Genomic DNA, 20,967 nt, shown 5'->3' with positions numbered 1-20,967 from the left:
TCACCGCTCTCCGATCAGTTCGAGGAAGACGTCCTCCAGCCGTGGCCCGGCGCCGGCCGCGCCGGCGGGGCCGCCCCGCTTGAGCAGCTCGCGCACCGGCCCGGCCGAGACGAGCCGGCCGCGGTGCATCACCACCACGTGGCTGCAGGTCTGCTCGACCTCGGCCAGCAGATGGCTGGAGATGATCACCGTACGGCCCCGCTCGGCGTAGGCCTTGAGCACCTTGCGCATCTCGGCGATCTGCGGCGGGTCGAGCCCGTTGGTGGGCTCGTCGAGCACGAGCAGGTCCGGCAGCCCGAGCATGGCCTGCGCGATCGCGAGCCGCTGCCGCATGCCCTGCGAGTAGGTGCGGACCGGGCGGTCGAGCGCGTCGCCGAGCCCGGCGATCTCGAGCGCCTCCTCCAGGTGGGCGTCCCCGGGCGGCCGGCCGGTGGCCCGCCAGTACAGCTCCAGGTTGTCCCGGCCGGACAGGTGCGGGAGGAAGCCCGGGCCCTCCACGAACGACCCCAGCCGGGAGAGCACCGGCGCGCCGGGGGTCACCCGGGTGCCGAAGATCCGGATCTCGCCTTCGTCGGGGTGGATGAGCCCCATGAGCATGCGCAGCGTGGTGGTCTTCCCCGCGCCGTTGGGGCCGAGCAGGCCGAGCACCTGGCCCCGCTCCACCCGGAACGACAGGTCGGCCACGGCCTGCTCGCCGTTGCGGTACCGCTTGCCCAGTCCCCGGATCACCAGCGGGACGTCGGCGAGCTCCGGATCGGTGTCGCCGCCCTGCGGCGCGGCCGTGCCGCGGCGGCCGGTGAGCAGGAGCGCGGCGGCGATGACCACCGCGGCCACCGGCAGCGCCCACAGCCACCAGTCCGGGCCGCCGGCCGGGGTGGTGAGCGCCGCGTGGACCGGGAGGGTGACCTCGGGGGAGCCGAGCGCGATCCGGTGCACCGCCGGGGCCGCGGGCGTGGCGTACGCCATGTCGGTGGTGGAGACCACCAGCCGCAGCCGCGACCCGGCCTCGAACAGGTGATCGATCGCCGGGAGGGTCACGGTGACCGGCGTCCCCGCCTCGGTCGCGGCCACCCGGAGCGGGGCGGCGAGCCCGGCGGGGAGCACCGAGGCCGAACCGGCCGACTCGTAGAGCTTGACGAAGAGCGTGGCCTCGCCCGTGCCGTGCACCCGGAGCGTCACCGACGGGCTGCCGGTGACCCGGACGGCCCGGGCCAGCGGCTCGGACTGGAAGACCGCGGCCTGCCCGGGCATGTCCAGGGCGAAGCCGGAGGCGGTAGAGCCGCCGGTGAGCAGGCCGCCGAGCCCGGGGAGCGAGGAGATCCCGGCCGGTGACCCGCCGGGCGGGTTCGCCACCGGCTGCGGCGGGCCGGAGAGCGCCACGGTGGTCCGTCCGCTGCCGGACAGGCCCGGGTAGCGGTCCGCGGACGCGTGCACCAGCACCCGCTGCCGGGTCCCCGGGTCGCGCCCGCCGTCCCGGGTCACGGTGAACGCCGCGCCCGTCCCGTCCCCGGTGCCGCCGCGCAGCCACCGGTCGAACCAGCCGGCCGTACGGTCGAAGACGTAGTCGGTCTCGGCGTCCCCGCCGTCGTGGCCGCCGTCGATCCAGACCACCTCGACCGGCGCGCCGGTCGCCGCGATCGCCAGGGCGTTGGCGTCCGCGTGGGAGAGCGGGAAGAGGCTGTCGCGCTGCCCGTGGATGATCAGGGTGGGGATCCGGATCCGCCCGGGCACGGAGACCGGGCTGGAGCGGCGGAGCAGCTCGACCGCCTCCTTCGTGGCCCGGCCGGTCGACGCCACCGTGTGGTACATCTCGCAGATCTCCGGGTGGAACCGCCCGCACCGCACCAGCCGCTCGGCCACGTCCTCGGGGAGGGCGCCGAGGAGTTCGGGCAGGCCGCCGGAGAGGCCGGTCTGCCCGACGGGCGCGTCCTCCCGGCGGCCGGGCGCCGCGCCGTCCCCGTCGCCGCCGGCCGCCCCGGCGCCGGCGCCGCCGAAGAAGATCCCGGCCCACATCTTCTTGAACACGCCGTTCAGCGGGCCCCGGCCGCCCGCGTCGGGGAAGAGCGCGTCGGCGAGGTCGTGCCAGGTGGACTGGGGCGCGATCGCGTCGACCCGGGCGTCGTAGGCGGCGGTCATCAGCGCGATGGCCCCGCCGTAGGAGGCGCCGGCGATGCCGACCCGCGGGTCGCCGGGGGCGTCGAGCCGGACCTCGGGCCGCTTCGCCAGCCAGTCGATGAGCTGGCGGACGTCCTTGACCTCGTAGTCCGGGGAGTTGAGCGCGATCTCCCCGGTGGAGCGGCCGAATCCGCGGGCGGACCAGGTGAGCACCGCGTAGCCGCGGGCGGCGAGCCGCTCGGCGGTCGGGCGCACGCTCTCCTTGCTGCCGCCGAACCCGTGGGCGAGGAGCACCGCGGGGGCGGGGCCGCCCGAGGCGGGCGGGAAGAAGGTCGCATCGAGCCGCACCCGCTGATCGCCGGCGGGGCCGTCCATCACGGTGATGGTGACGTCCGTCCCGGCGACGGCCCGCGGGGAGGGCCACAGCGCCCACAGCAGCGCACCGGCCACCAGGACCGCCAGGGTGATCGCCGCCGCCAGGGCGCGCCGTCCGCGCGCGAATGTCATGCGGTGCATGCTACTGATCGTCCCTGTGAGCCGGTCCGTCCGCGCGCTCAGCCGAGCAGCCAGCCGTACAGCCAGGCGAGCAGCGCCAGGCCGCTGAGGACCGGGACGATCTGGATCGCCCGCGCGTTCAGCCGGAACGCCTCGATGAGGGAGAGCACGGTGGCCGCGACCGCGAGCAGGCCGTACCAGACGAGCTCGGGCGGGACGCCGACCGAGAGCGCGGCCGGGTCGGCCACGGTCGCCACCGACAGCGCGGTCAGGGCGGAGAACAGCACCCCGGCCAGGCCCGCGAGCGCGCTCAGCCCGGCGCGGCGCCGCCGGAGCAGCGCCACGAGCGCGGCGATGAGCTGCACGGCCGACACGACCGCGAACACGCCGAGCGGGATGAGCGCCACCGGCGAGGTGACGACGGTGTAGGCCGCGGCGGTCACCAGCACCTCCCCGGGAAGGATGAGCGGACGGGACGCCCGGGCCGGGTCGCACGGCGCCGCGGTGGAGCCCGGGTCGCCGAGGAAGGCTTCGACCGTGCGGCGTCCGCAGTCGCTGCCGAGGAACACCCCGTGCCCGACCCCGGCGAACTCGGCGAACCGCGCGCCCGGCAGCGACGCGGCCGCTTGCCGCGCGGCCTGCGGCGGGGTCGCCGGGTCGTACCGGCCGCCCAGCACGAGGACGGGCGGGGCCGCCGTGCTCCCGCCGGCGGAGCCCGCCGCCGGGACCGCGGTGGCCCGCTCCGCGTCCCGCGCCCGGGGCAGCTTCCACGCCTCGCACACGGCCGCGTCGATCACCCCGGTGAACGGGCGCGGCCCGGTGTCCGCGGGGAAGGTGTTGAAGGGCACCTCGTCCTGGCACTGCACGGCGTAGTACAGGCCCCACTCCCGGGACACCAGCCCGGGGCCTGCCTTGTCGAACAGCAGGCGGAGCAGCCCGGTCCGGCCGGCGGCGAGGCCGTCGACGAGCGCGGGGACGATCGGGATGAGCTCGGCGTCGTGCAGCGCCGACTGGAGCAGCGTCGCCACGTCGTCGCCGGTGAGCGTGACCGTGATCCGCTTGCGGGTGAGCGGGTCACGGGTGCGGAAGGAGGCCGGTTCGGCGTTGAGCCGGTCGACCAGGGCGGCGAACCGGCCGCCCACCCCGAGCGCGGTGAACGCGGTGGTGAGCGCGGGGGAGGCCTGGTCGTACCACCGCGCGCCGGCGGGGAGGAACGAGTCGAGCACGACCGCGCGGGTGCCGTCCGGGTCGGCCGCGGCGGCCCGCAGCACCGGGCGGGTCGCGTAGCCCACTCCGAACAGGTTCCACCGCCGGTAGCCGAGCTCCCCGCGCAGCTGCACCAGGTCGGCGGCGATCTCGGCGGTCCGGTACCCGCGCAGGTCCACGTGCTGCCGTTCGAGGCGCTCCTGGCAGGCGAGCGCCTGCTTGACCACGGGCCACGCCTCGGACCGAGCCGGCCCGGCGGTGGTGAGCGTCCCCACCAGGGCCTGGGCGATCTCCGGGCAGCTCAGCCGTGGCTCGGAGTGGCGCCCGCCGCGCTGCTCGACGACGATCACGTCCCGGTCGGGCAGCGTCCGCGCCAGCAGCCCGATGACCTCGAGCGACGACGACCCCGGCCCGCCGCTCGCGTACACCACCGGCTCGGGCTTGCGATCCGGCGCGGCCGAGCGGTGCACCGCGAAGGCGACCTTGATCGTCTTGCTGTTCGGGACGTCGCGGCGCTCGGGGGCGAGCAGGTACCCGCACGTGGTCCCGGCCGGCACCGGGACCGGGCAGGGCCGCTCCTCGATGCCGGTCCCCCCGGTGGCCTGCGCCGCCCGGGGAGGGGCGACCAAGGTCGTGAGCGTGGCCAGGGCCGCGGCGATGGCCGTGACGGCCGCCTTACGCCAACTACGCAACCGCCGATCCCGTCCCCGCGAACCCAGCCGTTTATCGCAGGCAACATTAGCGCGATTCCGGGATGGCTTGTCCCACGGCAACCCATTCGAGATCATCTGCCCCGGTACGGGGTTGGGGCACGCGCCCGGGCGCGGAGGCGGGATCACCCGGCGGCGCGAGGCCGGGCCGCGTGCCGCCGCGAGGCCGGATCACCCGCCGGCGAGTGCCTGGATCGACCGTGGGCGTGCGTGGATCACGTGCCGGCGCGCCTGGATCACCTCGCGTGCGTGGATCACGTGCCGGCGCGGGGCCGGATCGCGGACGGTGGAAGCCCGAGCCGCGACCGGCGCGCGGGCTCGGCCGCAGCCGGTGCGGGCCATGCGCCGCCGTCACGCGGGGCCCACGTGCCGTGCCGTGGCGATGCTGACGTACCGCCGGTGCGAGGCGGACGTGCCGTGGCCGGTGCGGAAGCGCTCCGGTAACCGGTCTCCGGTGGTGCGCTCCCGGTATCCGGTGTGGCGCTCACCGGTCTCCGGTGGTGCGCTCCCGGTATCCGGTGTGGCGCTCACCGGTCTCCGGTGAGGCGCTCACCCGTCACCGGTGACGGGCTCACTGGTCTCCGGTGCGGGGCGGTGCCGTGCTCTCGCGCACCACCAGCTCGGTGGCGAGCTCGATCCGGCGCGCCTCGACCTCCTCGCCGCGCCCCATGGCGAGCACCATCCGGGCGGCGAGCGCCGCCATCTCCTGGAGCGGCTGCCGGATCGTGGTGAGCGGGGGCCATGCCCACTGCGACAGCGGCAGGTCGTCGAAGCCGATCACGCTGAGGTCCTCCGGAACCCGGAGTCCCCGCTGGCGGGCGGCCTCGAACACGCCGAACGCCTGCATGTCGCATCCGGCGAAGATGGCCGTCGGAGGCTCGGGCAGGGAGAGCAGCTCGTGCCCCTGGTCGTGGCCGGAGTTCACCAGGAAGTCGCCGTACCGGATCAGCTCGGGGTCGACCGGGATGCCGGCGGTCTCCAGCGCGGCACGGTACCCGTCGATCCTCGCCCGGCTGCACAGCATGTCCGGCGGCCCGCCGATCACGCCGATCCGGCGGTGGCCGAGCTCGAGAAGGTGCCGGGTGGCCTCGAGGCCGCCGTGCCAGTTGGTCGCGCCGACCGAGGCGACCGCGGGGGCCGGTTCGCCCTCGGGGTCGACCACGACGAACGGGATGGATCGGGCGATGAGCTGGCCGCGCTGCCGGGTGGAGAGCCGGGAGCCGACGATGATCACCCCGTCGGTGCGGCGGGCGGCGATCCGCTCCAGCCAGTCCCGGCCCGGACCCGCATGGGTGTGCAGGACCGAGATCACCACGCTCGCCCCGGCCTCACGCGCGACGGTCTCGACGCCGCGCACCAGTTCCATCGCCCACGGGCTCTCGATCTCGGCGAAGACCAGGTCGAGGAGCCCGACCGGCCGGTCTCCCAGCCCGGTCCGCCGCTGATACCCGTGCTTCTGGAGCAGCCGCTCCACACGCTGGCGCGTCTCCGGGGCGACCTCGGGACGGCCGTTGATCACCTTGGACACCGTCGGGACGGAGACCCGGGCCTCTTGGGCTATTTGGGCTATCGTCACCCGCCTCTTTGCTGGCATGTCTAGAGCCTATCCGAAAGTTTCGGGCTCCACGTCATCAGCCCGATCCATAACCTTCGGTTTTCGCTCACGGAGCGCACCTGATCGTGATCATGTTCGTGGCGGCCTTGACGCTCCTCTCTGTAATCCGTATTCTCGCGGCTGCGAAATATTCGGGCTATTTCCGAAACTTTCAGGCCGGGCGAGGGGTCGGGAGCCTCGTATCCGCCTCGTTGCTGCGGTTTCGGTGGAAGTAAGGAGACGTGATGACGCTGCGTGTGTCCGGGTCCCACCTGGTGGACGAGGAGGGAACGCCGGTACGGCTGCGCGGGGTCGGGCTCGGCGGCTGGCTCAACATGGAGAACTTCGTCACCGGCTACCCGGCGAACGAGTCCTCCATGCGCGCGGCGGTCCGGGAGGTGCTCGGTGACCACCGGTACACGCTCTTCTTCGAGCGCCTGCTCACCTCGTTCTTCACCGAGGCGGATGCGGACTTCCTGCGTGACCTCGGCATCAACTGCGTCCGGATCCCGGTGAACTACCGCCACCTGGAGTCGGACGACCGGCCGATGGAGATCATCGAGGACGGCTTCCGCCACCTCGACCGGGTGATCCGCATCCTCGGGGAGCGGGGGATCTACAGCGTGATCGACCTCCACGCGCTCCCCGGTGCGCAGAACCAGCACTGGCACTCCGACAACCCCACCCACGTCGCGTTCTTCTGGCAGCACCGGCACTTCCAGGACCGGGTGATCAACCTCTGGGAGGCCATCGCCGACCGGTACAAGGACAACCGGTGGGTGGCCGGGTACAACCCGGTGAACGAGCCGGGTGACCCCACCGGCCGGGTGATCGGGCCGTTCTACGACCGGCTGGTCAAGGCGGTGCGCGCCGTCGACCCCGACCACGTCCTCTTCCTCGACGGGAACACCTACTCCACGGACTTCTCGATCTTCCGGGAGGTCTACGAGAACACGGTGTTCGTCTGCCACGACTACGCCCTCGCCGGGCTCGCCCACGGCGGCCCGTACCCGGGGTACACGCGGGGCGAGTGGTGCGACCGCAACACCCTGGAGCAGACCTTCCTCAAGCGGACGCAGTTCCAGCGGGAGACCGGCACGCCGATCTGGGTCGGGGAGTTCGGCCCGGTCTACACCGGCGACCCGGCCGTCGACGAGCAGCGGTACCAGGTCCTCCGCGACCAGCTCGAGATCTACGACGCCTACAACGCCGGCTGGTCCCTGTGGACCTACAAGGACGTGGGGCTCCAGGGCCTGGTCTACGCGCGCGGGCCGTACATGGAGCGGTTCGGCCCGTTCATCGAGAAGAAGGCCCGGCTCGGCGCCGACCGGTGGGGCTCGACCATGGAGGAGATGGCCGATGTGCTCGCCCCGCTCTACCGGCTGATCGAGTCCGAGTTCCCGTCCTGGGACCCGTACCCGTGGGGGCAGCGCTACCAGGTCGACGACCTGCTGCGGCACATCCTGTTCGCGCAGGCGCTGCTGCCCGAGTACGCCGAGCTGTTCCGGGGCCTCGACGACGACGAGCTGATCGCGCTGGCGGACTCCTTCGCCTTCGCCAACTGCGTCCGCCGCGAACCGCTCATCGAACTCCTCGCCGAGAACCTCCGGCGGTGATCCCGCGGCAGGGACCGGACGGCGTCGACGGCTGAGACGAACGGGGCACGGCATGGGTAAGGAAGGCGGACGGCTCGTCAGGAATCCGATCCTCCCGGGGATGTACCCGGATCCCTCGATCTGCCGGGTGGGCGAGGACTACTACCTCGTCACCTCGACCTTCGAGTGGTTCCCCGGGGTGCCGATCTTCCACAGCCGGGACCTGGTGAACTGGCGGCAGATCGGCCACGTGCTCGACCGCCCCTCCCAGCTCAACCTCGACGGCGTCCGGTCCTCCGGCGGGATCTTCGCGCCGACGATCCGCTACCACGACGGGGTGTTCTACATGATCACCACGCTGGTCGGCGGATCCGGCCCCTCCGGCAACTTCCTCGTGACCGCCACCGACCCGGCCGGGCCGTGGAGCGACCCCCACTGGCTCCCCGACGCCCGCGGGATCGACCCGTCACTGTTCTTCGACGACGACGGCACCGCCTGGGTGTGCGGCACGCGGGAGAAGGAGCGGCAGAGCTACCGGGGCGAGACCGAGATCTGGCTGCGCCGCCTCGACCTGGACACCTTCCAGCTCTACGGCGAGGAGCTGGTCATCTGGGAGGCGGTGCAGCGCGGGTCGGTCTGGTGCGAGGCGCCGCACATCTACAAGATCGACGGCCGGTACTACCTGGTCACCGCCGAGGGCGGCACCTCCACCGAGCACTCGGTCATGGTCGCGCGCGCCGACCACGTGACCGGGCCGTACACCCCCGATCCGCGCAACCCCATCCTGACCCACCGGCACCTCGGCCTCGATCATCCGATCAGCTGCACCGGCCACGCCGACCTGGTGCAGGACCACGCGGGTGACTGGTGGATGGTGCTTCTCGCCGTCCGCCGCTACGGAGGCGGCGAGAACCTCGGAAGGGAGACCTTCCTCACGTCGGTGCGGTGGGAGGACGGCTGGCCGGTCGCGAGCCCGGTCGAGCCGGTCACCTCCGCGCCGGTGGTTCCCGCCCACCCATGGCCGGCCTCCCCGGCGTGCGACCACTTCGACTCGGTACGGCTCTCGCCGGTGTGGAACCACCTCCGCACCCCGCGGGAGCGGTACTGGAGCGCCGGGGATGGCCGGCTCCGCCTCCGCCTGCGGCCGGAGCGGCTCGGCGAGCCGGTCAACCCGAGCCTCATCGCCCGGCGGCAGCAGCACATGGACTTCGCGGTGCACACCGCGCTCGACTTCCAGCCCGGGCCCGGTGAGTGCGCCGGGCTGGTCCTGGTGCGCAGCGACGACAACCACGTGCTGCTCGTCCGGACCGAGCACGGGCTGGAGCTGATCCGCCGGGAGGCGGGCGAGACCACGCGGCTCGCCCACGCCGAGCTGCCGCCCGGCCGGGTCCACCTGGGCGTGGAGGCGCACGGGCAGGCCTACCAGGCCCGGTACGCGGTCGAGCCGGGGGAGTGGCGCGACCTCGGCGGCCCGTTCGACGGCCGGCTGTTCGGGCTGTCCGCCGCCGAGAGCTTCACCGGGACCTACATCGGCCTGTACGCGAGCTCGAACGGCCGGCCGAGCGACAACGTGGCGGAGTTCCCCTGGTTCGAGTACCTCCCGCTCAGCTGACGAACCGGCGGAACGCGGCCCCGGCCACCCGGATGGCGAGCGACGGCGAGAGCCGTACCACGCGCCAGACCGCGCGCGCCGACGCCGGTGTCACGATCAGCGCCTGGTTCCGGGCCACCCCGCGGAGCACGTCCCGCGCGACCGCCTCCGCCGGGTAGAGCCGCCCCTGCGCCTTGATCGCCGTCGACCGGGCCCGCCGGGCGACCTCGGTCTGCGGCAGCCCGGGGTTGGTGTTGTCGAGCAGCGGGGTGTCGACGAAGCCCGGGCAGACCACGCTCACCCGCACCCCGTGCGCGGCGGCCTCGGCGCGCAGCGCGATCGACAGCCCGACGACCGCGTGCTTGGTGGCCGTGTACGGCAGCATCAGCGGGGCCGGGGTCAGCCCGGCGAGCGAGCCGGTGTTCACGATGTGCCCGAACCCCTGCTCGATCATGATCGGGTAGGCGGCCGTCACGCCGTGCACCACGCCCTTGAGGTTGACGTCGATCGCCCGGTTCCAGTGGTCGAGCGTGAGCTCCTCGGAGGCCCCGCCGATCCCGATGCCGGCGTTGTTGAACATGAAGTCCAGCCGGCCGTGGCGCGCCTTGACCTCCTCGGCCAGGTCGCGCACGGCCGCGGCGTCGGTGACGTCGACCACGGCGTGGCCGCAGCCGAGCTCCTTGGCGGTGCGCTCGGCGTTGGCGATGTCGGCGATCGTGACCTGGACGCCACGGCGCACCAGCTCGGCCGCGATCGCCCGGCCGATGCCGGAGGCGCCTCCCGTGACGATGGCGGTCCGGGTCATGCCGCGCTCCCCGCCGCGGCCGGCGACGTGGCGCGGTCCGGCTCGTCCCAGATGCCCATCGCCCGCCAGATGCGGCGGCTGAGCGGGTTGATCAGGCCGAGCTCACCGCAGAGCCGCCGGGTCCGCGCGATCGAGGCGCGCATCTCGGCCTTCGTCGCCGGGTTCTCCAGGTAGACCTCGCGGACGACCTGCTCGGGGATGCGGAACGCCCGGATCATCGGCCCCGGCGGGGAGAGCATGATCCGCGCCATGATGCCGAGGATCACCGGGGTGAGCAGGCTGAGCAGGAACCGCGGGAAGGCCGCCATCCGCGGGACCCGCCAGCGCAGGTAGTGCCGGGCGAAGGAGATGTGCCGCGACTCCTCGGCGATGTGGATCCGCATGATGGCCTCGAGCAGCGGGTGCCGCACCCGTCCTTTCTTCAGCATGGTGCGCTGCACGTGGTCGATCGGGTCCTCGCCGCCGAGGACGAAGACGAAGAACAGCTCCGTGGAGATGAGCGGGATCCACGGCACCGTCTGGGCGATCAGGCTCAGCGGGCGCGGCATACCACGGATCGGGAACTTCGTGCGGTTGACGAACTCCTGGAACATCATCCCGTGATGTCCCTCTTCGATCATCTCGTGGTACGCGTACCGGAACTCGACCGAGCCGTTCGGCAGCCAGTAGGCGTAGTTGAGCAGCCCGCGCTTGAGCAGGTTCTCGAACTGCAGGCCGATCTTCATGGCGGTCGCCACCCGCCACAGCCCGATCCGGGCCCGGGTCTCGGGCGGCAGGCTCCGGTACCACGGATGCCCGCCGAGCGGGTCGTCGGGGGAGAGCTCCCAGCGGGGGTCGGTCTGGTGGACGAGGAACTCGGGATCGTCCCACGGGATGTCGACGTAGGGCTCCCAGTGCTTGTCGACCGATGCCTTGGAGAGGCGCTCGATGACGGTCTCGTAGGTGCTCCGGTCGGTGGACCTCTCGTGGGTGGCGGGCACGCGGACCTCCCTTCCCTGCCGAGGACCAGCAAATTGTACGTCGCATCCAATAAGTCGGGAAGGTCCGCGGCCGCATGGATCATGTGGCTCTGTCCTGCCGTTTAGGTGATCGTGCGGAAATCGGGAATGCGGCTTGGCTCAGCCCCATTGCGGGCATGCGCCGGTACCGGCCGGAATATCGGGAACGGCGCGCCGGCGGACGGTCCGGAGAGCCGAATTCGCTCTACAGCATGTAGTGTTTTCCGTGCCGCCGCCATGATCACAACTTAGGGGTAAGGAATTCAATCCTTCCGGCTCGAACTCCGGGCGCTGGAAACTTCTTCGGGGAAATCGTCGTCTGCTGGGATGAAATCATTCGGGGCTGATCTCTGCGAAATATGTGAAGGACGGTCGCGATGATCGAAGTCCCCTCCGGCGGCCGGTCCAGGAGTCTGGTCCCCCGATCCCTCGACCGTGTCGAAGAGCGGCTGATCCTCGCCACGTGCCTGGTACTCGCCGGTGTCAGCGTGGTGGGCGCCATCTTCGAGTGGCCGCCCGCCGTGTATCAGCCGATCACGTTCCTGGCGCTCTACGCCGTCCTCCGCATCCTGCTCCCGCTCCGGGAGACCCCGGAGGAGCTGCGCCAGGCCCGGATGGAGCTCGCCGAGCTGAAGGAGCGCCTGCTCAACCACGAGTGCGTGGACTTCCGGTGCTATGAGAGCAGCGCCGAGTTCTATGGCGCGCTGACCGAGGTGGTGAACAGCGAGGCACGGCGCCAGATTGACGCCTGGTATGTGCGCAAGGTCCCGCCCACGAAATTCGTACAGAAAGCGGCGAAGCGCTACTTCTCCTCCGTACTGCAGTGGGCCAAGAACGATCCCTCCCGCAGCGTGCGCCGGCTCATCTGCGTGCACTCGCCGGAGATGCGGGAATGGGCGCGCCGGCACCACGCGGATACCCGGAAGATCGCGAACTACGAGGCCCGCATCGTCGAATGGGCCATCAAGGCCGACCTGCTCAACATGGCCGTCATCGACCAGCGGATCGTCTTCCTGGCCTTCTCCGGCGCCACGGATCAGGTGGTCCGAGGGGTGAGCATCCGAGACGCCCGGGTGGCCAAGGAGTTCACCGACCTCTTCACCCAGCACTGGGCGGCCGCGACGCGGCTGAGCGACTGGGTGAGGCAGGCGCGCTGAGACCGCGCCCGTGGCGCAGCCTCATCACTGCTCGGGCGCGAGCGGGAGCCGCAGCACGAACCGGGCGCCCACCTCGGAGTCCTCGATGGTGAGCGTGCCGCCGTGCACCTCGGCGATCTCCCGGGCGATCGCGAGGCCGAGGCCGGTCCCCTCGGCGTACGGCTGACGCCCGGTGCTGATCCGCATGAACCGCTGGAAGACCGCCTCCCGCAGCTCCGGGGGCACCCCGGGGCCGTCGTCGAGCACCTCGAGCACCGCCTTGTCGCCCACCCGGCCGACGATGACCTTCAGCATCGACTCCGCGAACCGCTCGGAGTTGTCCAGCAGGTTGGCGAGCAACCGTGCGATCTTGATGCGGTCGATGACGACGACCACGCCCGGGGTCAGCTCCCGCACGGCCGCCACCTTCCGCCAGTGGCGGTGATCCAGCTCGTAGGTCACCAGCTCGGCCAGGTCGGTGCGCTCCAGCTTCAGGCTCACCCCCGAGTCGAGCCGGGCGAGCTCGAGGAGGTCGGTGATGATCGCCTGCAAGCGGTCGATGTTGTCGAGCTGGGCCTGCGCGACCCGGGGCCAGTCGGCGTCCTCGGGGTGGAGGAGCGCCTCCTCGATGTCCGCGCGCATCGCGGTGAGCGGGGTGCGCAGGTCGTGGGAGGCCTCGCGGGCGAAGCGGCGCTGGCGCTCCACCGCGTTCTCCACCCGGTCGAGCGTCCGGTTGACCGTCTCGGCGAGCCGCCGGATCTCGTCGTGATGCCGGGGCAGCGGTACACGGAGGCTGAGGTCGGAGGCGGTGATCGCGGCCAGCCTGCCGGTGATCGCGTTGACCGGGGCGAGCACCCGGGCCACGGTCGCGTGGGCGCCGTAGGCGGTGATGACGAGCACGGCGACCGAGAGCGCGGTGAGCGTGAACACGAGATCCCAGCTCACGTACCACGGCACCTCGTAGTCGGCCGCGTAGACGGTCAGGGGGCTTCCCCCGGCGTCGACGTGGTAGGCGGCGATCAGCACGCAGGCGCCGGGAAAGGCCGGGGAGCTGCAGGTGCTCTTGCTCACCGGCCTCCTACCGGATGGCCTGAGGTCGGCCATCCTCGGCCGCCCGGCGAGCTCGGGGCTGGCCGAGATCACCCGCCCGGACGCGTCGACGACCTGGAAGCCCGCGACGAGCTCGGCGGGGAGGGTGGGCGGCGGCTGGACCCCTTGCTCGTGGTGGAACCCCGTCCACGCCGCGGTCGCCATCGTCGCCTTGGTCTTGTGCGCCAGCGTGGTGGTGCGGAGGGTGGCGAGGACGAACGCGGGCGCGCCTATGGCCACCACCGCCATCACCCCGGTGGCGATGATCGTCAAGCGGGTCTTGACCGACCAGCGTTGCCATACGTTCACCTGGTCTCCCTTAGTAGTCAACTATGTACTCTAAGTCACGGAACAGCGCGGGACAGGAACTAGGTCGTCAAATGCGGGCAATGTTGGTTCCCGGAGCGGCCAAACGCGGGGCCCGGCCGGGAGCCCGCCACGGGCCGATCGCGCCGGCCGGGGGCATCCCGCCCGCCCGGAACGGGCCGTGACCGGTCCACGGTGGGCGGGGCGACCTGTGCGCGGAGGGCCGGGCGACCGGTTCGCGGTGGGCCGGACGCGCGCCGCGCGGGCGCCGGATCCCGCGCGATTCCCGCGCGGCACCGGCGAGCGGACGGCGCCCGTCGCAGGCCGGCCGCGAGCACCGGCTCCGGGGCCGCGCCCGCTCCCCGGCCGGGCCGTACCCGCCCGGGCGCCCCGTCGTGCCACACCGCGGGCGGGGTGCGAGCGCGGTGAGAGCGCGCCGAGTGAGCACATTCCCGGCCGGGAGCGGTAAGGTGCGCGAGTGGAATCGATCTCGCCTACTCTCGCTGAGGTCATCGCCGAGATCGAGGCGATGTACGACCCCGCCTGGGCCGAGGACTGGGACGCCGTCGGCCTGGTCTGCGGGGATCCGGACCAGACGGTGCGGAGGATCCTGTTCGCGGTCGACCCGGTCGCCGTGGTGGCGGACGAGGCGGTCGAGTGGGGAGCCGACCTGATCGTCGCCCACCACCCGCTCTACCTGCGGGGGACGACCACCGTCGCGGCGAGCACCCCCAAGGGGCGGGTCGTGCACCGCCTGATCGGGAACGGCATCGCGCTCTACACCGCGCACACCAACGCCGACGTCGCCGCCCACGGTGTGTCGGACGCGCTCGCCCGCGCCGTGGGGCTGACCGGTCCGCTGCGCCCGCTGCAGCCCGCCGCCGACGACCCGGCTCGCGGGCTCGGGCGCATCGGCACGCTCCCGGAACCGATGACCCTGCGCCGGTTCGCCGCGCGGGCCGCCGCCGGCCTGCCCCGTACGGCCGCGCCGCTGCGGGTCGCCGGCGACCCGGACCGCGAGGTGCGGACCGTGGCGGTGTGCGGAGGCGCGGGGGACTCCCTCCTCGCCACGGCCCGGGCGGCCGGGGTCGACGTCTACCTCACCGCCGACCTGCGCCACCATCCGGCGAGCGAGCACATGGAGGCCGGCGGCCCCGCGCTGATCGACGCGGCCCACTGGGCGACGGAGTGGCCGTGGCTGCCCGTCGCCGCCGACCGGCTGACATCGGCGCTCGCGGCCAAGGGGATTACTGTTGAGGCGCGCGTCTCGGAGGCCGTCACAGACGCGTGGACGGCGACCACCACCGACGTGTACCCCGAGGATGAGGAACTGGGATGAAGGCCGCACCCGAGGAACAGAAGCGTCTGCTCGATCTGGCGGAACTCGACGCGAAGCTCGACCGGCTGGCGCACCGCCGCCGGACCCTGCCCGAGCTGGCCGAGGTCGACGAGCTCTCCAAGCGGCTCGCCCGGCTCGCCACGGAGATCATCGAGGCCGAGACCGAGGCGGGTGACCTCGCCAGGGACCAGGCCAAGGCCGAATCGGACGTCGAGGCCGTCCGGATGCGGATCGACCGCGACCAGCGGCGGCTCGACTCGGGTCAGGTGACCTCGCCCAAGGACCTGTCCAGCCTGCAGTCGGAGATCGCCTCGCTCCAGCGGCGCCAGAGCGACCTGGAGGAGGTCGTGCTGGAGATCATGGAGCGCCGTGAGGCGGCCGAGAACCGGGCGGCCACCCTCAAGTCGGAGCGCGAGAAGGTGACCGCCGCGCTGCGCAGCGCGGAGGAGCGCAGGGACGCCGCCTTCGCGGAGATCGACGGGGAGGCCGAGGCGCTGCGGGCCCGGCGCGACCCGATCGTGGCGGGCATCGGCGCCGAGCTGCTCGCCCTCTACGACAAGCTGCGCGAGCAGACCGGGGTCGGCGCGGCGATGCTCAAGGCGGGGCGCTGCCTCGGCTGCCAGACCGCCCTGTCGATCGCCGATCTCAACGCCATCCGGGCGGCCGCCCCCGACGAGGTCGTGCGGTGCGAGGAGTGCCGCCGGATCCTGATCCGCACCCCCGAGTCCGGTCTGTGAGCGCCGTGGCGGGGGCGAGGTTCGTCGTCGAGGCGGACGGCGCGGCGCGCGGGAACCCCGGGCCCGCCGGGTACGGGGCCGTGGTCAAGGACGCGGAGGGGCGCGTCCTCGCCGAGACCGCCGAGGCGATCGGGGTCGCGACGAACAACGTGGCCGAGTACCGGGGCCTCATCGCCGGGCTGCGCGCGCTGCTCGGGCTGGGCGCCGAGGGCGAGCCGGTCGAGGTGCGCATGGACTCCCGGCTGGTCATCGAGCAGATGTCCGGCCGGTGGAAGGTCAAGCACGAGGGGTTGCGGCCGCTCGCCGCGGAGGCGGCCGGCCTGGCCCGGCGCTTCCGGGTCACCTGGACCTGGGTTCCGCGCGAGCAGAACGGCCACGCGGACCGGCTGGCCAACGAGGCGGTGGACGCGGCCGAACGGGGCGAGCGGTGGGCGCCCTCCGGCGGCCCCCGGGCCGAGGCGGCCGCGCCCGGCGCTCCCCCGGGGCCCGAAGCTCCGCAGGCCCCTCGCGCTCCCGCGGGGCCTGAACCTCCGTCCGCGGCCGGCGTTCCCACGGGGCCCGAAGCTCCGCCCGCGCCCGGCGCTCCCCCGGCGTCCGAGGCTCCCCCCGCGCCCGGCGCCACCGCGGAGCCGCCCAACACCGACGCCGCCCCCGTCTGGGAGACCGGCCCGCGGCCGGAGGCCGGCGACCGGGTGCCGCGCCCCGTCCGCACGGCGACCTCGCTCCTGCTGATCCGGCACGGGGAGACGCCGTTCTCGGTGGAGAAGCGGTTCTCCGGGGTGGGGGACCCGTCGCTCACCCCGAACGGCATGGCGCAGGCGGAGGCGCTCGCCCGGCGGCTGGCGGGCGAGCGGGTGGACGCGATCGTCAGCTCCCCGCTCAAGCGGGCGCGGCAGACCGCGGAGGCGATCGCGGCGCGGACCGGCCTGGCCGTGGAGATCGAGGACGACCTGCGGGAGACCGACTTCGGCGCCTGGGAGGGGCTCACCTTCGCCGAGGTACGGCAGGGCTGGCCCGACCTGCTCACCGCCTGGCTGCGGGACCCGGAGGCGGCCCCGCCGGGCGGGGAGAGCTTCGCGGCGACCGCCCGCCGGGCCGAGCGGGCGCGGCGGCGGATCATCGAGGCGCACCCGGGCAGGCGCGTGGCGGTGGTCTCCCACGTCACGCCGATCAAGCTGCTGGTGCGCTTCGCGCTCAACGCGCCGTTCGACGCCATTCACCGGATGCACCTCGACCTCGCCTGCCTGTCGGTCATCGACTACTACGCGGACGGGCCCGCGGTGGTGCGGCTGCTGAACGACACCGGGCACCTGCGGTAGCCGTACGGCCGGCGCACCCCGGATGTGGCGAACAGGACGGAATGTTCCGGCGGGTCGATACGCTTATCTGTAACGGCAGACGAGCCGGCCGGGCGGCCGCGTCAGGGCGCAAGCCCTGCCGAGGAAGGTCCGGGCTCCACAGGGCAGGGTGGTCGGTAACGCCGACCCGGGGTGACCCGCGGGAAAGTGCCACAGAAAGCAGACCGCCTCGCTCCGCAAGGAGCGGGGTAAGGGTGAAAGGGTGGTGTAAGAGACCACCAGCGCTCACGGTGACGTGAGCGGCTAGGTAAACCCCACCCGGAGCAAGGTCAAGAAGGGACGTTCTTCGGAGCGTCCCGCGCGCGGCGCTTGAGGGTGGCCCGCCCGAGCCGCGCGGGTAGACCGCTAGAGGCCGTCGGCAACGGCGGTCCGAGATGGATGGCCGCCGGTCAGCGCGAGCTGACTACAGAACCCGGCCTATAGGCCGACTCGTCTGCCTTTCTCGTCGTGTGTCAGAGCCGGGCCCGATGCCCGGCTCGCTCCGTCTCCGGGCGCGTCCAGGGCACCTCGAGCGTGGAGTGCGACGCCGCCGCGTGCGCCGAGCGGTCTGACCGGAGGCTCCCGGAACGGGCAGGGGGCGGCCACTGGGGCCGGGCCGTCGCCGTGAGCGGCTCCGGACGGCGCCGGCGGGACACCTCGCCTTCGCCCGGCCTGTCGCCGTGGGCCGGACATGCGGCCTGGGAACGCCCACCACCCGCCCGGCCGCGCCCAGGGCCGGGCCGCGAGAGGGCGACGGGGTATGGGGCGCACGACTCCGCGCCGTACCCGAATATTGTTCTATGAGCGATCTGCCCGAAGCCTATTACCTGCCGCTCGGGGATGGCCGGTACGAGCCGACCCGGGCCACGGAGAGCCCGTGGGACACCGACAACCAGCACGGCGGGCCGCCCACGGCGCTCATGGCCCACCTGATCGATGAGGCGGCCGGACCCGGCCTGCGCCTCGCCCGGATCGCGGTGGACTTCCTCGGCCCCATCCCCAGACGGGAGATGCGCGTCGAGGTGTCCCCGGTCCGGCCGGGCCGGTTGATCTCCCTGTCCGAGGCGCGGATCGTCGCCGACGGCCGGACCGTGGTCAGCGCACGCGCCTGGCACATCGCGACCGGCCCGACACCGCCGGCCGATGGTGAGGAGATCCACCCGCCGGCGCTGCCGGACACCCCCAGCGATGACTTTCACAGCTTCCCCGGCCTGGCCGGCTGGGGCTACGGTGAGGCGATCGAGTGGCGGTTCACCAAGGGCGGCTTCGGCGCGCTCGGCCCGGCCGAGGTGTGGACGCGGGTCCGCATCCCCCTGATCGCCGGGGAGAGGCTCACCGGCCTCGCCCGGATGCTGATCGTCGCGGACTCGGCCAACGGGCTCTCGGCGGTCCTGCCGATCGACGAGTGGTACTCCATCCCGCCCGGGATGACCACCACCCTGATGCGCACCCCGGCCGGGGAGTGGGTGCACCTGGCCTGCCACACCCACCTGTCCGGCGACGGCCTCGGGGTGGCGCACGGCACGCTCTGCGACCCGGACGGCTTCCTCGGCGAGGTCTCCCAGCCGCTGCTGGTCCGGAAGCGCTAGCCGTACGGCCCGCACCCGCGCCGGCCGTGCGGCCCGCCATGTGTCCGGCCGCACGGCCCGTCGATGCGCAGCGCAAGGCTCGTGTGCGCCCATATGCCGGCCGTACGGCTGAGCCGCAGGGCCGCCCAGGTGTGCACCGTACGGCCTGGTCCCATGCCGGCGGTCAGGTACGCCCGCGTGCCTGCCGTGCGGCCCGCATGCGTCAGCCGTACGGCCGCACGGATCTCGCGCGAGAGCCTCAGCGGGCCACGGCTCACGCGATCCCGAACAGGCCGGCGGCGTTGCCGTGGCAGACGTCCCGCAGCCAGTCGCCGCCGAGGCCGAGCCCGGCGAGCGCCTCCAGCGCCTCCGCGTACCCGTAGGGGATGTTGGGGAAGTCCGTGCCGAGCAGGATGCGGTGCCGCAGGTCCCGCAGCCGGGGGAGCTCCCGCCGGGGGAACGGCGCCAGCTCCTCCATGAACCGGGTGAACACCATGGTCGTGTCCAGGTAGACGTGCGGGTACCGGGCGGCCAGCTCGAGGAACTCGGCGTACTCCGGGGCGCCCATGTGGGCGATGATCAACCGCAGCCGGGGATGCCGCCGGAGCAGGGCGGCGATCGGGCCCGGACCGGTGTGCACACCGGGGATCGGGCCCGACCCGCAGTGCGTCACCACCGGGACGCCGCGGTCCTCGAGCAGGCCCCACACCTCGTCGAGCAGGGGGTCGTTCGGGTCGTACGCGCCCACCTGGAGGTGCGCCTTGAACACCCGGGCGCCCGAGTCGACGGCCCGGGTGACGTACTCCAGGACACCGGGTTCGGGGAAGAACGTCGCCGTGTGCAGGCACCCGGGCGTCCGGGCCGCGAACCCGGCCGACCAGGAGTTGAGCCACTCGGCCATGCCGGGCTTGTGCGGGTAGAGCATCGAGGTGAACGCCCGCACCCCGAAGGCCCGCAGGCGGGCCACCCGCTCCTCCTCCGCCACCCGGTAGCGGATCGGCCAGGGGCGGCCGAGCACCCGGTCCGCGCCGTCGAAGTACGCCCACACCTTGGTGAGCACCCGCTCGGGCATGAAGTGGGTGTGCACGTCGATCAGCCCGGGCAGGCCCAGGTCCCGCCAGAACGCGGTCACCCGCCGTGCCTCCGCGTCGCCGGGATCACCATGGGCCTGCCGATCATCAATGCGTCCGCCCGGCTCCACCATGACGCCTTAGGCTAACCGCCCGCGTCACGCCCGGGCATGCCCCGCCTGGGGAGTACGGCGGTGCGCCCGCTCAGGATCGGGCGTCCCACGCGGCGAGGATGCGGGCCTCCTTGTCCGGGTCGATGCCGTGGCGCAGCCAGGGCGGGCCGAAACCACGCCGTTCCTCGGGGATGTCCTTCAGCCACGCCCAGGTGTCCCGGACGCTCTCCCGGACCGGGCGGCAGGTCAGCCCGGCGGCGAGCGCCTTGGCCGAGGAGTGCGTCCACACGCCCGGGCCTTGCGCCTCGGGGAGCCACAGCGGCAGCTCGGTCCACGGCCGCACGTCGTGATCGAGGAGGAAGCCGTCGTCCACCCACACCGGCTCGGCGCCGGACCCGGTGATCTCGAGGCAGTCGGCGAGCAGGCCGCCGAAGGTCGTGTTCCCCGGGACGCCGCCGGTGAGGAACCGCCCGGCCGTGCCGCGTTCCACCTGGTCCACGGTGAAGGCCGCGATGTCCCGGGCGTCGATGAGCTGCAGCGGCCGGTCCGGGTCGCCCGGTGCGAGCACCCGGCCACCCCGGGCGATCCGGGTGAGCCACCACGGCAGCCGGCCGATGTTGTCGTTCGGCCCCACGATCAGCCCGGGCCGGATCACCAGGGTGGCGCCGCGGAAGTGCTCCTCCACGGCGCGTTCGCACCCCGCCTTGAGCACGCCGTACTCGCCGTACTCCTCGCCGGCGTCCGGCGGGCAGTCGAACCGGGGAGAGCTCTCGTCGATCCCGGGGGTCATCGGCCAGTCGCGGTAGGCGGAGACGCTGGAGATGAACGTGTAGTGCCCGGCGCGGCCGGAGAGCCGCCGCACGGACTCGAGGACGATCCTGGGGGTGTACCCGCAGACGTCGATCACCGCGTCCCATGGCCCGGCCGCGGCGAGCCGGTCCAGGTCGGCGGGGACCTCGCGGTCGCCCCGGATGATGGTCGTGCCCGGCAGGTCCACCCCGGTCCGGCCACGGTTGAACGTGGTGACCCGGTGCCCGCGCGCCAGCGCCTCCGCCACGATCGCGCGGCCCAGGAAGATCCCGCCGCCGATGATGAGAAGTCTCATGCGGGGGATTCTGCGGGCCGCTTGCGGGCCTGGCGCCGCGGTTTCACCGGGGGCGTAG

The 20,967-nt window shown here is 73.1% G+C and carries 15 protein-coding genes and 1 other RNA gene; 8 read left to right on the top strand and 8 right to left on the bottom strand.

The genetic code is table 11. The annotated features are described in order from the left end of the window. The 3 genes from TBIS_RS11515 to TBIS_RS11500 all read right to left on the bottom strand — a co-directional run bounded on the left by TBIS_RS11515 (nucleotide 1) and on the right by TBIS_RS11500 (nucleotide 6,120). Complete coding sequence (locus tag TBIS_RS11515) at nucleotides 1-2,631, bottom strand: alpha/beta fold hydrolase (RefSeq protein ID WP_013132565.1); 2,631 nt, start codon at nucleotides 2,629-2,631, stop codon at nucleotides 1-3. 38 nt (nucleotides 2,632-2,669) lie between these two features. Beyond that, a complete protein-coding gene (locus tag TBIS_RS11510; protein WP_013132564.1) occupies nucleotides 2,670-4,508 on the bottom strand; it encodes an alpha/beta fold hydrolase in 1,839 nt (612 codons plus the stop codon). Nucleotides 4,509-5,097: 589 nt separating this feature from the next. After that, nucleotides 5,098-6,120 (bottom strand): LacI family DNA-binding transcriptional regulator, encoded by a 1,023-nt coding sequence (locus TBIS_RS11500; protein ID WP_013132563.1) that lies wholly within the window; start codon nucleotides 6,118-6,120, stop codon nucleotides 5,098-5,100. 245 nt (nucleotides 6,121-6,365) lie between these two features. Between TBIS_RS11500 and TBIS_RS11495 the strand changes: the two genes are divergently transcribed. Together TBIS_RS11495 and TBIS_RS11490 are read left to right on the top strand one after the other, a co-directional pair. Further along, nucleotides 6,366-7,736, top strand: a complete 1,371-nt coding sequence (locus TBIS_RS11495) for a glycoside hydrolase family 5 protein (protein ID WP_013132562.1) — start codon at nucleotides 6,366-6,368, stop codon at nucleotides 7,734-7,736. Nucleotides 7,737-7,788: 52 nt separating this feature from the next. Continuing rightward, the gene (locus TBIS_RS11490) at nucleotides 7,789-9,327 is read left to right on the top strand and encodes a glycoside hydrolase family 43 protein (protein WP_013132561.1); all 1,539 of its coding nucleotides are present in this window, start codon (nucleotides 7,789-7,791) and stop codon (nucleotides 9,325-9,327) included. On the opposite strand, the gene TBIS_RS11485 is transcribed toward TBIS_RS11490, so the two are convergent. Both TBIS_RS11485 and TBIS_RS11480 read right to left on the bottom strand, forming a co-directional pair. Next, nucleotides 9,320-10,111: an SDR family NAD(P)-dependent oxidoreductase gene (locus TBIS_RS11485; RefSeq protein ID WP_013132560.1), complete on the bottom strand. Its 792-nt coding sequence runs from the start codon at nucleotides 10,109-10,111 to the stop codon at nucleotides 9,320-9,322. The genes TBIS_RS11490 and TBIS_RS11485 overlap by 8 nt on opposite strands. After that, on the bottom strand, nucleotides 10,108-11,091 hold the full coding sequence (locus TBIS_RS11480) for an AurF N-oxygenase family protein (RefSeq protein WP_013132559.1): 984 nt from the start codon (nucleotides 11,089-11,091) through the stop codon (nucleotides 10,108-10,110). The genes TBIS_RS11485 and TBIS_RS11480 overlap by 4 nt, the downstream gene beginning before the upstream one ends. 395 nt (nucleotides 11,092-11,486) lie before the next feature. Between TBIS_RS11480 and TBIS_RS11475 the strand changes: the two genes are divergently transcribed. After that, nucleotides 11,487-12,266 (top strand): hypothetical protein, encoded by a 780-nt coding sequence (locus TBIS_RS11475; RefSeq protein ID WP_013132558.1) that lies wholly within the window; start codon nucleotides 11,487-11,489, stop codon nucleotides 12,264-12,266. 24 nt (nucleotides 12,267-12,290) lie between these two features. On the opposite strand, the gene TBIS_RS11470 is transcribed toward TBIS_RS11475, so the two are convergent. After that, on the bottom strand, nucleotides 12,291-13,643 hold the full coding sequence (locus TBIS_RS11470; RefSeq protein WP_013132557.1) for a HAMP domain-containing sensor histidine kinase: 1,353 nt from the start codon (nucleotides 13,641-13,643) through the stop codon (nucleotides 12,291-12,293). 475 nt (nucleotides 13,644-14,118) lie between these two features. Between TBIS_RS11470 and TBIS_RS11465 the strand changes: the two genes are divergently transcribed. The 5 genes from TBIS_RS11465 to TBIS_RS11450 all read left to right on the top strand — a co-directional run bounded on the left by TBIS_RS11465 (nucleotide 14,119) and on the right by TBIS_RS11450 (nucleotide 18,642). Further along, nucleotides 14,119-14,979, top strand: coding sequence for a Nif3-like dinuclear metal center hexameric protein (locus TBIS_RS11465; RefSeq protein ID WP_013132556.1), 861 nt, complete (start codon nucleotides 14,119-14,121; stop codon nucleotides 14,977-14,979). Continuing rightward, nucleotides 14,976-15,716, top strand: a complete 741-nt coding sequence (locus TBIS_RS11460; RefSeq protein WP_013132555.1) for a zinc ribbon domain-containing protein — start codon at nucleotides 14,976-14,978, stop codon at nucleotides 15,714-15,716. Before TBIS_RS11465 ends, TBIS_RS11460 begins: the two co-directional genes overlap by 4 nt. Next, on the top strand, nucleotides 15,713-17,035 hold the full coding sequence (locus tag TBIS_RS11455; protein WP_013132554.1) for a bifunctional RNase H/acid phosphatase: 1,323 nt from the start codon (nucleotides 15,713-15,715) through the stop codon (nucleotides 17,033-17,035). The genes TBIS_RS11460 and TBIS_RS11455 overlap by 4 nt, the downstream gene beginning before the upstream one ends. 80 nt (nucleotides 17,036-17,115) lie before the next feature. Next, nucleotides 17,116-17,510, top strand: an RNA gene (rnpB, locus tag TBIS_RS18390) — RNase P RNA component class A. Nucleotides 17,511-17,853: 343 nt separating this feature from the next. Then, nucleotides 17,854-18,642, top strand: coding sequence for a thioesterase family protein (locus tag TBIS_RS11450; protein ID WP_013132553.1), 789 nt, complete (start codon nucleotides 17,854-17,856; stop codon nucleotides 18,640-18,642). Between the two features lie 253 nt (nucleotides 18,643-18,895). On the opposite strand, the gene TBIS_RS11445 is transcribed toward TBIS_RS11450, so the two are convergent. Both TBIS_RS11445 and TBIS_RS11440 read right to left on the bottom strand, forming a co-directional pair. After that, on the bottom strand, nucleotides 18,896-19,753 hold the full coding sequence (locus tag TBIS_RS11445) for an amidohydrolase family protein (RefSeq protein WP_013132552.1): 858 nt from the start codon (nucleotides 19,751-19,753) through the stop codon (nucleotides 18,896-18,898). A gap of 142 nt (nucleotides 19,754-19,895) precedes the next feature. Continuing rightward, nucleotides 19,896-20,909, bottom strand: a complete 1,014-nt coding sequence (locus TBIS_RS11440) for a Rossmann-fold NAD(P)-binding domain-containing protein (RefSeq protein WP_013132551.1) — start codon at nucleotides 20,907-20,909, stop codon at nucleotides 19,896-19,898. Nucleotides 20,910-20,967: the final 58 nt, after the last annotated feature.

The organism is Thermobispora bispora DSM 43833 (genome assembly GCF_000092645.1).
GTDB classification, from domain to species: domain Bacteria; phylum Actinomycetota; class Actinomycetes; order Streptosporangiales; family Streptosporangiaceae; genus Thermobispora; species Thermobispora bispora.
Note: the sequence above shows the minus strand (reverse complement) of the source record. Positions and strands in the feature narration are given on the sequence as shown.